Genomic DNA, 14,191 nt, shown 5'->3' on the forward strand with positions numbered 1-14,191 from the left:
AAGCCCCATGACGACAACAGCTCATCTCCATATTTCACTCCGAATTTTCACACAAATGTCCGGTTCTCAAGGCTTCCCACTGCCTACAGGCTTATAAGAAGCCTTTCGGCCATGGAAGGCCTTGAGAATCTTGGGTGACATCGCAGCGGTATGGGCGAGTCTCCAGCGGCCCCGGCGTTTTCGGGTTTCATTCGGGATCCTCCGATGCCGTGGGCCTTTGAAAACTCGCCTCTTCCGTTCGCAGTACTGCCCTTACGCCTTAAAATTGTCCGGAAGAGACAACGACGCAGGAGGTCCGGTATGCCTGCCAGCAAGAAGGAGGCAAAGGAGTTCGTCAAACGGTGGAAGAAGCGCCTCGGTGCCATCCCCGCAGGCTCCAACAACGAGCAGCAGGATACGCAGAAGTTCTGGGTCGACCTGCTCATCAACGTCCTGGGCATCCCGTCCAACACCATAGACAGTTTCGTCGACTTCGAGCGGAAGGTGAGAGGCCGTCGCATCGACGTGTTCGTCTCCGACCACAACTTCCTGTGCGAGCAGAAGTCGTGGGGCATCGACCTCGACAAGCCCGAACCCAGGAACGGCGGCATGGAGACGCCGCTCCAGCAGGCCATGTGGTACGCGCGGCACCTGCCGTACTCCGAGCGCCCCCGCTGGGTGATGACGTGCAACTTCGGGACCTTCCGCCTCTACGACCTCGACAACGAGCGGCCCGAGGACACCGTGCAAGAGTTCTCCCTCGAAGAGCTCCAGGACAGCCTGTATCTCCTGTCTTTCCTGACCTCTAACGAGACGAGCCGCCTGCATAAGGAGCAGCAGCTCTCCGTCGAGGCCGGGGCCTACGTCTCCAGGCTCTACGATGCCCTCGCCAAGCAGTACCACCACATTGAGGAGAGGGACGAGCGGGCAAAAGAGGAGCAGCGCTCCCTCAACGTGCTCATCACCCGAATCATCTTCCTGCTCTACGCCGAGGACGCCGACCTCCTGCAATCGCATCAGGCGTTCGGCAGGTACTGCGAGGGGGACCCCGCGAAGCTCCGCCGCAAACTGGTCGAATTGTTTGAGACAATCGACACGCCTCTAGAGCAGAGGGACGAGTACATGGACGACGACCTCACAGCCTTCCCCTACGTGAACGGCGGTCTGTTCGCCGACTCCTCCATCATCGTCCCGCAGATGACCCCGGAGATCCTCGAGGCCATCACCGACGCGTCCCAGGACTTCGACTGGCACGAGATTTCGGGCGTCATCTTCGGCGGCGTGTTCGAGGGCACACTGAACCCCGAGACGCGCCACGCCGGGGGCATGCACTATACGAGCGTCGAGAACATTGAGCGCTGCCTCAGGCCGCTCTTCCTCGACGAGCTGTGGGATGAACTGCACGAGGCCGAGGGTGAGAGGACAGCTGCCAAGCGCAAGCAGACCCTGGCGAGGCTGCACGACAAGGTGGCCTCCATCACCATCGGCGACCCGGCATGCGGCTCGGGCAACTTCCTTACCGAGGCGTACCGGCAGCTGCGCACCATCGAGAACCGAATCATCGAAGACGAGCTCAGCGAGGAGACCGGCAACGCGGGGCAGACGTCCCTCGTCATTGCGCAGGGCAGTCCCGTCCGCGTCTCCCTCGACCAGCTGTATGGCATCGAGATAAACGATTTCGCCGTCTCGGTCGCAAAGACTGCCCTGTGGATCACCGAGGAGCAGATGCTGCGTAAGACGCAGGAGATATATGTCGGCTACGACTTCGACTTCCTGCCGCTCAGGAGCCTCAGCAACCTTCATGAGGGCAACGCCCTCAAGACCGATTGGTCCGAGGTGTTCCCCGATGACCTTACTTATCTTGTAGGCAACCCGCCGTTCCTGGGTGCTCGCAACCAGTCCAAGGAGCAGAAGGTAGAGCTTCTTGAGGTCTTCGACGGAGCGAAGAACGCAGGCAACATCGACTACTGCGGGGCCTGGTACATGAAGGCCGCGAGGTTCACGCAGGGAAAGCGTACGCGCTGCGCCCTGGTCTCTACCAACTCGATATGTCAGAGCGAGCAGGTCGCCAACCTCTGGAAACCCCTGCACGACCTGGGTATCCACATCGACTTCGCTCACAACACGTTCCGTTGGGACAACGAGGCGGCGGATAAGGCCCACGTGTTCTGCGTCATCGTGGGCTTCTCGCGGGAGAACTGCGAGAAGAGACTGTATGTCCACGGCACGCCCGATACGGCTGAAGTTAAGAAAGCCGCGAAGAGCATCAATGCATACCTTTCCGATGCTCCAGACGCATTTATTTGGAATCGGAATAAGCCTATTTGTGATGTTCCCAAAATCGGAATTGGAAACAAGCCCATTGACGGCGGCTTCTACCTGTTCGCCGATGAGGAGAAGACTGATTTCCTAAATAAAGAACCAGGAGCCGAGTCGTACTTTCACAGGTGGATTGGTTCCAGGGAATTCCTGCATGGTGAAAGCCGCTGGTGTCTCTATCTTGGAGACGCTACCTTTGCGGAGTTGAAGGAGCTTCCCCGCTGTCGTGAGCGCATCGAGGCTGTTCGCGAATATCGTTTGGCTAGTAAAAGCGTGCCAACTCGAAAGCTCGCAGACAGACCAGCTCATTTTCACGTTGAAAATATGCCGAAGGGGAACTCGATCGTGGTCCCCAAGGTATCATCCGAGCGTAGGCGTTATATCCCTATGGGTTTCGTGGGTCCAGAGACGCTCTGCAGTGACCTGGTGTTCCTTATCCCTAACGCCTCCCTCTATCACTTTGGCGTGCTTCAGTCTCAGTTTCACAATGCATGGATGCGCACGGTTGCAGGTCGTCTCAAATCTGATTACCGCTACTCGGGAGGCATCGTCTACAACAACTTCGTCTGGCCCGAGCCCACGGAATCCCAACGCGAGGAAGTCGAGCGTTGCGCCCAAGCCGTGCTCGACGCCCGGGATGCTCAAGAAGGTGCAACGCTCGCGGACATGTACGATCCCAAGAACGAGACGTTCTTCCCCGAGCTGATGGCAGCGCACGAGGCGCTCGACGCCGCCGTCGAAGCCGCCTATGGCGTCGACTTCGGTGGGGACGAGGAGAAGATAGTCGCCCATCTCTTCAACCTGTACGCCAAGAAGGTCGGTGATAGCGAATGATCCACCCCACGCGTTTCTCCCTGCCTGACGAGGAATACCTGACCCTTCTTGGGGAGGCGGTATACGTATTCAACTCGAACGTCTCCTTCTTTGTAGAGAATCTTATGCACGCCGGGGCTCCCAATTGGTATGAGCTTACCGACATGACGACGGGGCGGCTCAAGGACGAAGGAAAGAAATGGCTTGTGAACGAAGAGGATGTAAGAATCCTGGAACTGCTCTGTGATCTTGGAAATGAGAGGAACAGAATCATTCACAGTTTTCCGGTGACGCATGATGGGCGACAGGAGCTCCGAACGAAGGTTAAGGCCAAGGACGAAGAACGCCCCAACTATCAATACCAGATTGACCGTGAGCTGCTCTGCTCCTTCATCGACAGAAATCAAGAATTGAGCGACGAGTTATACAAATGTAGAGATAGGAATACCGCCAATGCCTAACTCCATCTATACCCCCATATCGCTAGAGGTTGGTAACATCCTGAAGGATGTTCAGACGGGCAAGATCGGCCTGCCCGATCTGCAACGACCCTTCGTGTGGGGAAACGAAAAGGTCCGTGATTTGCTTGATTCCATGCTCCGCGGATACCCTATCGGCTATGTGATGTTGTGGGACTCTCCGAGCGATAATGCGGGCAAGAAGTCTGCCATAGGCTCGAACCAAAAGGTGTATGCCGTTCCCAAGTCCCTTGTCATCGACGGGCAGCAGAGGCTCACTGCCCTCTTGAGCTCTCTGTACGGCGTACCCGTGCGAGACAAGAACTTCAGGGAGCGTACGGTGAAGATCGCCTACGACCCCATCGCACGCTCATTCAAGAATGCCGACGCCTCGACCGAGAGGGATTCGCACTATGTGCCGGACGTATCCGAGGCTTTTGCAGCGAACCACGACAACAAGCTGAGCGCCTATCGCAGAGCGTTCATCAAACGCCTTAACGAGGCGAATGCCAAAAAGGGCGAACCCGAGCTCGACGATGGCGGCGAGGATGCCGTCGAGAGTGGGCTCAACGCATTGCTCGGGCTTGAGCGTTATCTTCTGCCGACGCTGGAGATTTCCGAATCGGCGGACGAGGAGACCGTATCGGACATCTTTGTGCGTGTGAACTCGCAAGGGCAGGCGCTTAAGCAGGATGACTTCATCATGACCCTGCTTTCGGTCTACGAACCTGCCATGAGGGAGCGCATAGAGGAGTTCTGCGCCATGAGCCATGCGCCCGCAAAGGGCACCTCGTACAACCCGCTCATGACCGTCTCGCCGACGCATATCATTCGCGCCACGGTGGGCGTGGGGTTCAAGAGGGGTCGCCTGCGTTATGCCTACCAGATTCTTCGCGGGCGAGATCTCAAGACAAAGGAAACGACGCCCGAGACGAGGGCCGAGAACTTTGCCACGTTCGGTCGTGCTCTCGATCTCGTGCTTGACTTGAACAACTGGCACGCCTTCATCAACACGCTGGCGGAGGCGGGCTACGTCTGCTCCGACCAGGTGGGGTCGGGCAACGCGCTCATGTTCTGCTATGCGTTCTACCTTATCGGGCGCTATGAGTTCGACATGGAGCCACTGGCTGTGCGCGGGCTCGTGCGGCGCTGGTATTTCGCCGCAGCCATAACGGGGCTCTATGTGGGGTCCTTCGAATCCGAGTTCGAGCAGCAGCTTAACGACGTCTCGCGCCTTGATACTGCCGACGAGTTTCAGGCGTACTTCGACCGTAGGCTTGCCGCCATCATGACGGACGATTATTTCTCCATTACGCTGCCCAGCTCCCTTGATGCAAACGAGGCGACGGGTCCGACCTGGTGGGGCTTCGTCGCGGCTCAGGTTGTGCTCGGTGCCAAGGCACTGTTCAGCACGGCCCCTCTTTCTCAGCTGCTGCTTACCGGTTCGTCGGGCTCCAAGAAGGCCCTGGACAAGCACCATCTGTTCCCAGATAACTACCTGAGGGCCAAGGGTTACCTTTCGCAGCGCAGCAACCGAGGTAACTTCACCCTCGTTGACTACCAGAACAACATCTACATCTCGGATGACGCGCCGAGCGAGTACGTCAGGAGGTACCGTGAAGCCCTGGGCGAGGACGAATACCGCCGCAACTGCGAGGAACACGCCCTGCCCCTCGGGTTCGAAGAGCTTGATTACGAGGACTTCCTCGGTCAGCGCAGGAGGCTAATGGGTGAGTTCGTGAAGAGGGCATATGAGCGGCTGTAGATTACGGACTAGTCTTTGGGGGTCATGTTGACTAAGGTTTTCATATCCTACGCATGGGAAAGCGAAGAACACCTCGAATGGGTAAAGGCGCTGGCCAACCGCCTTCTGTCGGACGGGATCGATGCAGTCCTGGACCAATATGATCTCGAACTGGGTGACAGGTTGCCTCAGTTCATGGAGCAGTCGGTCAGATCATCGGACTATGTTCTTATTGTCTGCACCCCAGCATATAAGCAGAAGGCCGATGCGAGAATCGGTGGGGTTGGATACGAGGGCCATATCATCAGCGGAGAACTGTTCTCTGGGCATAATGAGAGGAAGTTTATCCCGGTAATAAAGGAAGGGGGCGTCGAGGAATGTCTCCCGACCTTCCTCAAGGGGAAATTGGCGGTCGACTTGGGCGATGGAGTCGAGTCTCGTGGCTATAACGATTTGCTTGCGACCCTTTATGGGGTCAAGAAGAAGCCGTCGGTTGCGCCCAAGCGCCGCATCGCTCAGACATCTTCGAAAAAACGCGAAGAAGAGGGCGAGGGCTCTGAGCCCATCAGAATTGTCGGTATTGTGGTCGATGAGGTGGGAGAACCGAGGAACGATGGAACGAGGGGGAGTGCCCTGTACGAAGTGCCATTCCGATTGTCGAGACGCCCCAGCTCTCTGTGGCGCGAGCTCTTCTTGAAGTCCTGGGACTTGCCGCCAAGATTTACCACCATGCATAGGCCCCATATCGCATCGGTCGTCGGCGACGAAATAATCCTTAATGGGACCACCGTCGAAGAAGTTAGGGACTATCACCGTGACACCCTCGTCTTGTGCGTGGAAGAAGCTAACAAACTTGAGGCCGAATATCTTGAGAGGGAACGGAAACGCCAAGCTCGCGAAGAGGCTGCTCGGTCAGCCTATCGAAAGAACGTCGAGGACGTTGCGGGGACGATAGACTTCTAGACCGGCTTCCATCGTAGGACCGCCATAACAATTGGCCTCGCGGCTGATGGGTCCCGCTTATGGGCGGGGCCCGCGACGCATGGCGCCGCTCTCGCTGCGGCTCCCTGGCAACGCTCCCCGGGGCCGCGTTTCGTCCGCCTCCGCTCACACCGGCCCCGTTCGCCGAGCGGCTTCGCTCGATGGCTTCCAGTAGTCGCCATCGCTCCTCCGTGGTCGCCGGGCGGGGGCCTCTCGCGCCGGGTCGCCGAGCGCCGTCGTGCGACGCCCCCTGTCGATCGCGTCTTCTCGGCGTCGGCTCAACCGGCGCTCTCCGAGTGCTCGGTCAGTCCCCTGCAGGCCATGTCGCGCTCGCCGGATTCGGGCCGTCGACACCCGCGTCACCGATTTCCCCGCGGGGGAGTTTTCGAATCCGCCTGGGGGCACCAGAGCAATATCGAGCCCGGTACCACTGCGGTACCGGGCTCTTCTGGTTTAAAGGCATACCGTAGTTTTCACTGCTTCGGATAAAGAAAGCGCCCGCTTGCTGGGGGAGCAAGCGGGCGCCTGTGAGCGAATATGTTTGTGGCATCAGCTGCTGTGGGCAATGTCTCGATGACTAGTTGGTCGTGCCGGAATCGTCGCCTGAATCGGTGCCAGAGCCAGAAATCGAAACCGTCAGCGTGATCGTGCTGTCGGTGGACTGCTTGCCAGTGGGGGAGACGCCCGTCACGGTGGCGTTTTCGTTACCACTCACGGGGTTGCCGTTCTGATCGCAGAATGCGATGTTGTAGAATCCGGCGTTGTTGAGCGCGGTGACGGCGGAGGAGATACTCTTGCCGTACAGGTTGCCCGGAACGTTTGCCTTGCCGGACTTCTTGGCGATGACGACGGTAATCGTGGCGCCGGGCTTTTGCTTACCGCTGGGGTTCCAGCTAATGACGGTGCCCTCGGTGACGGAATCGTTCTCCTGGTAGGTCACATCGACGCCGAAGCCGGCCATATCGAGGGCGTTGCGTGCCTGAGCCTCGGTCATGTCGGTCAGATCGGGAACGGAGGTGGTGTCGGGTCCACTCGAGACTTTGTACGAAATGGTCGTGCCCTTCTCGACTTCCTTGCCCGCATCGGTGCCCTGTTCAAAGACTTCGCCCTTTTCGGCCTCGTTGGCTTCCTCGGTGGCATTGCCCTTAAGGCCGACGCTTGCCAGCGCCGCCTCTGCCTGGTCCTTGGTCAGACCAACGAGCTGCGGGACATCAACCTTCTCGGAGGGCTTGGGACCCTTGGAGATTACCAGATTCACCTTGGTGCCCTTGGGCTTCTTGGTGTGACCGTTAGGAGTCTGCTCGACAACCTTTCCCTCGTCGACGTCGTCGTTGTAGCTCTGGTCAATGGTTCCGACGTCAAGGCCGGCATCCTTAATCAGTTCGACGGCGGTCTCCTGGTCCTTACCCAACACATCGGGAACCGGGACCTGCTCGCCGCCAAAGAGTCCGGTGGCAAAGGCCACGATGACGCCGATTACGGCTACCGCAGCAACTACGGCGGCGATGATCTTGTTCTTGTTGGATTTGGGCTGCTCGGTGGCGTAAGAGCCGGTTGAACCCGAGACGGAGCTGCGAGCGTTATTTTGTCCGCTCACGCCCGAGACGGGGCGTACCATGGCGCGCGTCTGGTCGGATAGCTCTCGGGTCTTGGTGGCACCCAGGTCGCCAACGGCGCCGATAACGCGCGTAGGCTCCGGCACGTTGACGGCGCGACCAGACAGGTAGCTGTTGAGCACCTGACGCAGCTCGTCGGCCGTCTGGAAACGGTTAGCCGGATCTTTTTCCATGCACTTGAGGATAATGCGCTCAAGATCGGCATCGACACCGGAGTTGATCTGGCTCGGCGGCACGGGCAGCTCGTTGACCTGCTTGAGTGCGACCGAGATGGCATCGTCGCCGTCGAAAGGCACGCGGCCGGTGGCGCACTCGTACATCACGACGCCCAGCGAGTAAATGTCCGAGGTGGGGCCTAGATCCTGCCCGCGGGTCTGCTCGGGGCTTACGTAGTGGGCGGTGCCCAAAACGTTGTTGTCCTGCGTAAGGTGGCTGTTCTTGGCGCGCGCGATGCCAAAGTCCATGACCTTGATGTTGCCGTCGGGCAGCACCATGATGTTCTGCGGCTTAATATCGCGGTGGATGATCTCGTGCTTGTGGGCGACCGAAAGTGCGGAGCTGATCTGCGAGCCGATCTGAGCGACCTTTTTGGGATCAAGGGCGCCGTGGCTCTTGATGCCGCTCTTAAGGTCGGTGCCGCGCAGGTATTCCATGACGATGTAATAGGTGTCGCCGTCCTTGCCCCAATCGTAGACGCCGACGATATAGGGGGAGGAGAGGCCGGCGGCTGCCTGGGCCTCCTGCTTAAAGCGTGCAGCAAAGGTGGCGTCGCCGGCATATTGCGGCAGCATGATTTTGATAGCTACCGTGCGGTCGAGGACCTGGTCCTGTGCACGGTAGACGGTCGCCATGCCGCCTGTCCCTACCTTATCCTTGAGGAGGTATCTTCCCCCGAGGACCCTCTGTTCCATTCCTGCTCCTAACATGACTATTCGCTCAACGATGTGTGTAGTACCAAATTTGAGGCCGCTGGGGCCGTGTGGCGCATTGCCGCTAGTGTTATCGGCCGCGGCACGCCCCATGCTTGCGCATCAATCACGGGCATCACGCTCCCTGGGCGGCAAGCGCCGCGGTCAGGACGATGCCGGCGATCTTTGCCGCCTCGACGTCGTGCTTGTCGTAATCCTCCAAGGCTACCGAGATGGCGACCGTGGGTGAATCGTAAGGCGCAAAACCGACGAACATCGAGTTGACCTTGGTGCCGACGATCTCGGCAGAGCCGGTCTTGCCGGCAACCTTGACGCCCGGAATCTGGGCATCGGTGCCGGTGCCGGATTGAACGACGTCGAGCATGGCCTGTTTGACCTGTTCGGCCGTGGTGGCGCTGACGGCCTGGCCCAGTGAGCGGGACTGCGTGGTCTTGACCACGGTTCCGTCTGGGGCGAGCACCTGGGCAACGAAGAACGGGTCCATGACGACGCCGCTGTTGGCGATGGCCGCCGCGATAACGGCGTTCTGCATGACGGTGGTCTGCGGACCCGGCGTGTGGTCCATGCCGACGGGCTGGCCGGCGCCGGCCCAGGCGAGCTCCCATTCCGTCATCACCGACGGGTCGGGCATGATGGAGGGCGTGGTGGAGAAGTCTTGGCCGAGCGACTGGCCAAACCCAAAGGCGTTCGCCTGGTTGACGAGCGTCTCGGCGCCGAGGTCGCGGGCCAGCTGGCCGTAGGCGACGTTGGACGACACGGCAAACGCGCGGCGGAGCGAGATGGTGCCGTAGCCGATGTCGTCGGCATTGGTGACGGCAGCGCCGCCGATCTCCATCTCGGCCGGAGCACTATAGGTGGTGTCGAGCGTCGCTGCACCGGACTCGAGCGCCGCCGAAAGCGTGACGACCTTAAACGTGGAGCCCGGAGTATAGAGGGCGTCCATGGCGCGGTCGTACATAGAACCGTCCTCACCGCCACCCGATTGCAGCAGGGCGTCGATGTTGGTGTTGTCGTAGGTGGGCGAGCTGGCACATGCGAGCACCGCGCCAGTGCGCGGGTCCATGACCACAACGGCGCCCTTAAAGCCCTTGAGAGCCTGTTCGGCAGCCGTCTGGATGCGGGAGTCGATGGTGAGTTTGGCGGTGTTGCCCGGCTGGTTTTGGCCCGCGAGCGACGCGATGGCGTTGTTCCAGCTGGAGTAATCCTTGGAACCGGTGAGCGTGTCGTTCATCACGCTCTCGATACCGGCGGTGCCGTACTGCTGGCTCACATAGCCAACCACATGGGCGGCCAGGTTGCCGTTAGGGTAGGAGCGTACGTAGGTGCCGTCCTCCTGTTGCAGCGATTCGGCCAGCGTCACGCCGTCGGACGTGATGATGGAGCCGCGCTGGATGTACTTGGAACGGGCGATGGTGTGATTGTTGGTCGGCATATCCTGGTAATCCTTGGCCTTGATGACCTGGACATAGGTGAGGTTGCCGATGAGGATGGCGAACAGGGCCGTAAAGGCAAATACCGCGCGGGTTAGGCGGTTAGCGAGCGCCACGCGGCCGAGCACGCCAGATTCGGGCGTATCGAGCAGGCGACGACGCATGCGCGAGCCGGTGGAGTGGCTGCCACGGCCGTAGGAAGACGAAGAAGCGAAGCGCGTGCCGGCATGCGCCGCGGCAGAAGCGACCTGGTCGTCAGTGATGGCGGCCATGGTGCCGGTACCGGTGAGCTCGGCTTCGCGACCGGTGGCCTCATCGCCGGCGCGCAGCAAAAGCGCGACAATGATAAAGCTCGCCAGCAGCGAGGAGCCGCCCTGGCTCATAAAGGGCAGGGTGACGCCGGTCAGCGGAATCAGGCGGGTAACGCCGCCAACGATCAAGAAGGCCTGGAAGCTAATGGCGGCCGTGAGGCCCGTGGCGCTAAATGCGGCAAGGTCGGACTTAGCGCGGGCGGCCGTGGTCAGGCCTCGCACGGCAAAGAGCATAAACAGGACGAGTACGGCGCCGCCGCCCAAAAGGCCCATTTCCTCGCCGATGGCCGAGAAAATGAAGTCGGACTCGACGACGGGGATGTTATTGGCCATGCCATTACCGATGCCAGCGCCGATAAGACCGCCGTCAGCCAACGAGAAAAGGGATTGCACAATCTGGTAGCCCTGGCCCTGGGCATCCTTAAAGGGGTCGGCCCAGATCTGGAAACGTACCTGGACATGCGACAGGAACTTGTAGGCGCCCACGGCACCCACTGCCAAAAGCGCAAGGCCGATGACGACATACGAGAAACGTCCCGTGGCGACGTAGAGCATCAGCAAGAAGATGGTGTAGAACAGCACGGCGGAGCCCAAGTCGCGCTCGAAGACAACGACCAGAAGGCATACGCCCCACACAGCGAACAGCGGTAGCAGCAGGCGCAGGCGCGGGACCTTGAGGCCCAAGATCTTGCGATTGGAGATGGAGAGTAGTTCGCGGTTTTCGGCTAGGTATCCGGCCAAGAACAATACGATAAAAATCTTGGCGAACTCGCCGGGCTGGATGGTGGAGCCGGCGATGCGAATCCACAGCTTGGAGCCCGAGATGGTGGTGCCGATAAAGATGGGCAGCATCAGCAAGATGATGCCGATGATGCCAAAGGTGTACTTGTAGCGCATGACCACATCGAGATTCTTGATCATCGCGAGCGTGCCCACCATCAGTGCCACCGAGACAAACAGAATGACGAGCTGCGAGATGGCGAGGGCGGGTGCCAGACGAGTTACGAACGTGATGCCGATACCCGAAAGCACAAAGACGATGGGCAGGATGGCCGGATCGGCACCGGGCGCCAGGATGCGCACGGCGATATGCGCCGCGGCGAAGGCGGCAAAAAGACCGATCGGCACGGCGAGCGTTTCAAACGAGATGGAAGCGCCTGCGGTGAGCACGTACATCGCATACAGCAGGATGACGGGGAACGCCGAGGCGATGAGCAAGAGCATTTCGGTGTTGCGGCGACTCATAAGCGGCACTCCCTTTCTAATTCTTATCGGAGGCTTCGGCCTCGGCGGACTGTTCGGCGGTTTTTTCGGAATTCGATTTGGAAGTCGATTCCTGGTCGGTGTTGTCGCGAATCGTTTGCGCGTCGATCACCTGGCGGGTCTGTTCCTCATCGATCTGATGACGGTACTTGGAGATAGTGTCCTGCGCGTCGTCGACACTCGTTTGCGGAATGCCTGCTTTCAGACGATTCTGCGTGTCTTCGGGTAGGTCGGATAGCTTGATGGCGGTCGTGCTCTCGAGCCAGTGCAGCTTAAGGCCGAGCGGCTTGCCGGGAATGCCCCGGTAGACCGCGACGGTGTCCTTGTAGGTGCCCAGGTAATACGAGCCGGTGACGCCCGCGTAGGCCCAGATGGTTGCCGCCAGCACAAAAGCGATGCCCAGGATGGCGGCAATGGTGACGTTGCGGCGGCGAACACGCTTTGCCTCGCGCATGACGCCGTCGTCGACCAGGTCCACAACGACTACCGTCACGTTGTCGTGGCCGCCGGCAGCGAGCGCGGCGTCCACCAGGTTGTCGACGCAAATCTGCGCCGTAGACGATTGCGTGGCGATGTTTTCGATTTCGCTATCGGGAATCATGCTCGAAAGGCCGTCCGAGCACAGGATCAGGCGGTCGCCCTCTTCGATGTGCAGGGTAAAGTGGTCGGCATACATGGCGGGGTCCGAACCCAGCGCACGCGTGATAACCGAGCGGTTGGGATGGACGCGCGCCTCGTCGGCCGTAATTTCGCCAGCGTCCACGAGCTCCTCCACATAGGAGTGGTCGCGGGTCACGCGGATGAGCGTGCCCTCGTGGAGCAGGTAGGCGCGCGAGTCGCCCACGTGGGCGATGGCGAGCATGTCGTTTTCGATATAGGCGCAGGTTGCCGTGCAGCCCATACCGGGCTTGCCCAGGCCGTTGAGTGCGGCCTCGATGACGGCGGCGTTGGCAGCTTCGACGGCTGCGGCTAGGCGCGCGGCGTCGGCAGCCTGTGGCGCCGTCTTGGCGATGGTCTCGACCGCGATGGAGGAGGCTACCTCGCCGGCGGCGTGACCACCCATGCCGTCGCACACGCAAAAGAGCGGCGACTGTACCAGGTAGGAGTCCTCGTTGTGCGGACGCACGCAGCCAACATCGGAGCGGGCGCCCCACATGAGTTGCGTGGTGGTGCCGGCATCGTAGGTCGAATCGGTCTCGATGCGCTCGTCGGCCAGCGGCTCAAAACTCATGGTCGAACCAGGGTCCTTGAGCTTGGCCTCCACGGCGGCGACATCAATCTCAGCCGTGTCGCCGGGCGAGACGGCGTTGGCCTCGTTGCTCGGATCGTCGACTTTAGACGTGGCGGGCACTTCGGTTGTGTTGTCGGCAGGCTCTTCGTCTTGCGGGGCGACGGCTGCGGGCTCGGGTGCCGCGAAGTGCGCGGGCGTGCTGTGGGGCTGAGGGGCGTCCTCCGTCGCTGCGACGGGCATCTCTTCGGCCGTAGGCTGCACGGCCTCGGGCGCCGATGCGGCCGCGGGGGAGGATGCCGTCGCGGGTGCCGGTGTAGATGCGGGCTCGGGCGCTGCGGTGGGTGCTGGAACTACGGGAAACACCGGTGCCGTGGGCTCGGGGGCCAAAAACACCGCGGCGCTCTCATCGATTGCCGCGGCGACAGACTCGGCAAAGTGGGCCGGCGCAGGTGTAGTTTCCGGTGCCGAAGGTTGATCGGCAACGGCGTGCGCGCCGATGGGGGCATCGGTGGAATTATCTTCATCCTGGCCATCGGTGGGCATCGGATGGTCTTGCGTTACATGCGAAAGAGGCAGGGAGAACACGGTGTCCTCGGGCTCCACGGGCGCAGGGCCCGCCGGGGCGGCATGAGCCGGCACGGCCGCGGGGGCAGCCAGCGCCTCGGACATGGTTGCGGACTTGTTCTCCTCGTCGATCATCGACGGTTCACCTTCATGACCACGTCGCCAATCTGGACTTCGTCGCCCTCGCGCAGCGTTGCGGGCTCCACCAGCTGGCGGCCGTTAACAAGGGTGCCGTTGAGCGAGTTGAGGTCCTCGATAATAAGTGCCGGGCCCTGCAGCGAAAAACGCGCATGCGAGGCAGAGACAAACGGCTCGTTGATGCAGATGTCAGATGACGGCGAACGACCGACGATGACGGGGCCAAGCATATCCACGTGAATACCGCGGATGCCGCGCGGGCCCTTGTCCACATCGATCGTCCAGATGGCAGAGTCGCGGCGCTGGCCGCGCACGAGCCCCACGCCGGTCTTCATGACGGCGAACAAGAAGATATAAAGCAGGACGACCAGTACGATGCGGCCTGCAAAAAGGACGATATCGATGTTCATAAGCG

General features: G+C 60.5%; 8 protein-coding genes. 4 read left to right on the forward strand and 4 right to left on the reverse strand.

All coding sequences use genetic code 11. The features are described from left to right. Window positions 1–300: 300 nt before the first annotated feature. From ACTQ1E_RS02735 to ACTQ1E_RS02750, 4 genes are read left to right on the forward strand one after another with little or no spacing between them, the layout of a single operon-like run. Complete coding sequence (locus ACTQ1E_RS02735) at window positions 301–3,132, forward strand: DNA methyltransferase (RefSeq protein WP_441535752.1); 2,832 nt, start codon at window positions 301–303, stop codon at window positions 3,130–3,132. After that, window positions 3,129–3,572 carry a hypothetical protein gene (locus tag ACTQ1E_RS02740; protein WP_441067385.1) on the forward strand — a complete coding sequence of 148 codons (444 nt, stop codon included), beginning with the start codon at window positions 3,129–3,131 and terminating at the stop codon, window positions 3,570–3,572. The genes ACTQ1E_RS02735 and ACTQ1E_RS02740 overlap by 4 nt, the downstream gene beginning before the upstream one ends. Next, the gene (locus ACTQ1E_RS02745) at window positions 3,565–5,334 is read left to right on the forward strand and encodes a GmrSD restriction endonuclease domain-containing protein (protein ID WP_441067383.1); all 1,770 of its coding nucleotides are present in this window, start codon (window positions 3,565–3,567) and stop codon (window positions 5,332–5,334) included. The genes ACTQ1E_RS02740 and ACTQ1E_RS02745 overlap by 8 nt, the downstream gene beginning before the upstream one ends. Before the next feature lie 27 nt (window positions 5,335–5,361). Further along, window positions 5,362–6,276, forward strand: coding sequence for a toll/interleukin-1 receptor domain-containing protein (locus ACTQ1E_RS02750; protein WP_441083513.1), 915 nt, complete (start codon window positions 5,362–5,364; stop codon window positions 6,274–6,276). A gap of 595 nt (window positions 6,277–6,871) precedes the next feature. On the opposite strand, the gene pknB is transcribed toward ACTQ1E_RS02750, so the two are convergent. The 4 genes from pknB to ACTQ1E_RS02770 all read right to left on the reverse strand — a co-directional run bounded on the left by pknB (window position 6,872) and on the right by ACTQ1E_RS02770 (window position 14,186). Next, window positions 6,872–8,821 carry a Stk1 family PASTA domain-containing Ser/Thr kinase gene (gene pknB, locus ACTQ1E_RS02755; protein WP_427795137.1) on the reverse strand — a complete coding sequence of 650 codons (1,950 nt, stop codon included), beginning with the start codon at window positions 8,819–8,821 and terminating at the stop codon, window positions 6,872–6,874. Between the two features lie 133 nt (window positions 8,822–8,954). Continuing rightward, on the reverse strand, window positions 8,955–11,825 hold the full coding sequence (locus ACTQ1E_RS02760) for an FtsW/RodA/SpoVE family cell cycle protein (RefSeq protein WP_441564616.1): 2,871 nt from the start codon (window positions 11,823–11,825) through the stop codon (window positions 8,955–8,957). A gap of 16 nt (window positions 11,826–11,841) precedes the next feature. Beyond that, on the reverse strand, window positions 11,842–13,773 hold the full coding sequence (locus tag ACTQ1E_RS02765) for a Stp1/IreP family PP2C-type Ser/Thr phosphatase (protein WP_441564618.1): 1,932 nt from the start codon (window positions 13,771–13,773) through the stop codon (window positions 11,842–11,844). Further along, window positions 13,770–14,186: an FHA domain-containing protein gene (locus ACTQ1E_RS02770; RefSeq protein ID WP_055250779.1), complete on the reverse strand. Its 417-nt coding sequence runs from the start codon at window positions 14,184–14,186 to the stop codon at window positions 13,770–13,772. Before ACTQ1E_RS02770 ends, ACTQ1E_RS02765 begins: the two co-directional genes overlap by 4 nt. Window positions 14,187–14,191: the final 5 nt, after the last annotated feature.

The sequence above is a fragment of the Collinsella sp. LCP21S3_C7 genome, from assembly GCF_052118485.1.
Lineage (GTDB): Bacteria > Actinomycetota > Coriobacteriia > Coriobacteriales > Coriobacteriaceae > Collinsella.

Excerpts from the sequence above, each read along its gene's own strand:
- ACTQ1E_RS02735 (WP_441535752.1), top strand. The coding sequence starts at position 301 with ATGCCTGCCAGCAAGAAGGAGGCAAAGGAGTTCGTCAAACGGTGGAAG.
- ACTQ1E_RS02740 (WP_441067385.1), top strand. The coding sequence starts at position 3,129 with ATGATCCACCCCACGCGTTTCTCCCTGCCTGACGAGGAATACCTGACC.
- ACTQ1E_RS02745 (WP_441067383.1), top strand. The coding sequence starts at position 3,565 with ATGCCTAACTCCATCTATACCCCCATATCGCTAGAGGTTGGTAACATC.
- pknB (WP_427795137.1), bottom strand. The coding sequence starts at position 8,821 with ATGGAACAGAGGGTCCTCGGGGGAAGATACCTCCTCAAGGATAAGGTA.
- ACTQ1E_RS02760 (WP_441564616.1), bottom strand. The coding sequence starts at position 11,825 with ATGAGTCGCCGCAACACCGAAATGCTCTTGCTCATCGCCTCGGCGTTC.
- ACTQ1E_RS02765 (WP_441564618.1), bottom strand. The coding sequence starts at position 13,773 with ATGATCGACGAGGAGAACAAGTCCGCAACCATGTCCGAGGCGCTGGCT.
- ACTQ1E_RS02770 (WP_055250779.1), bottom strand. The coding sequence starts at position 14,186 with ATGAACATCGATATCGTCCTTTTTGCAGGCCGCATCGTACTGGTCGTC.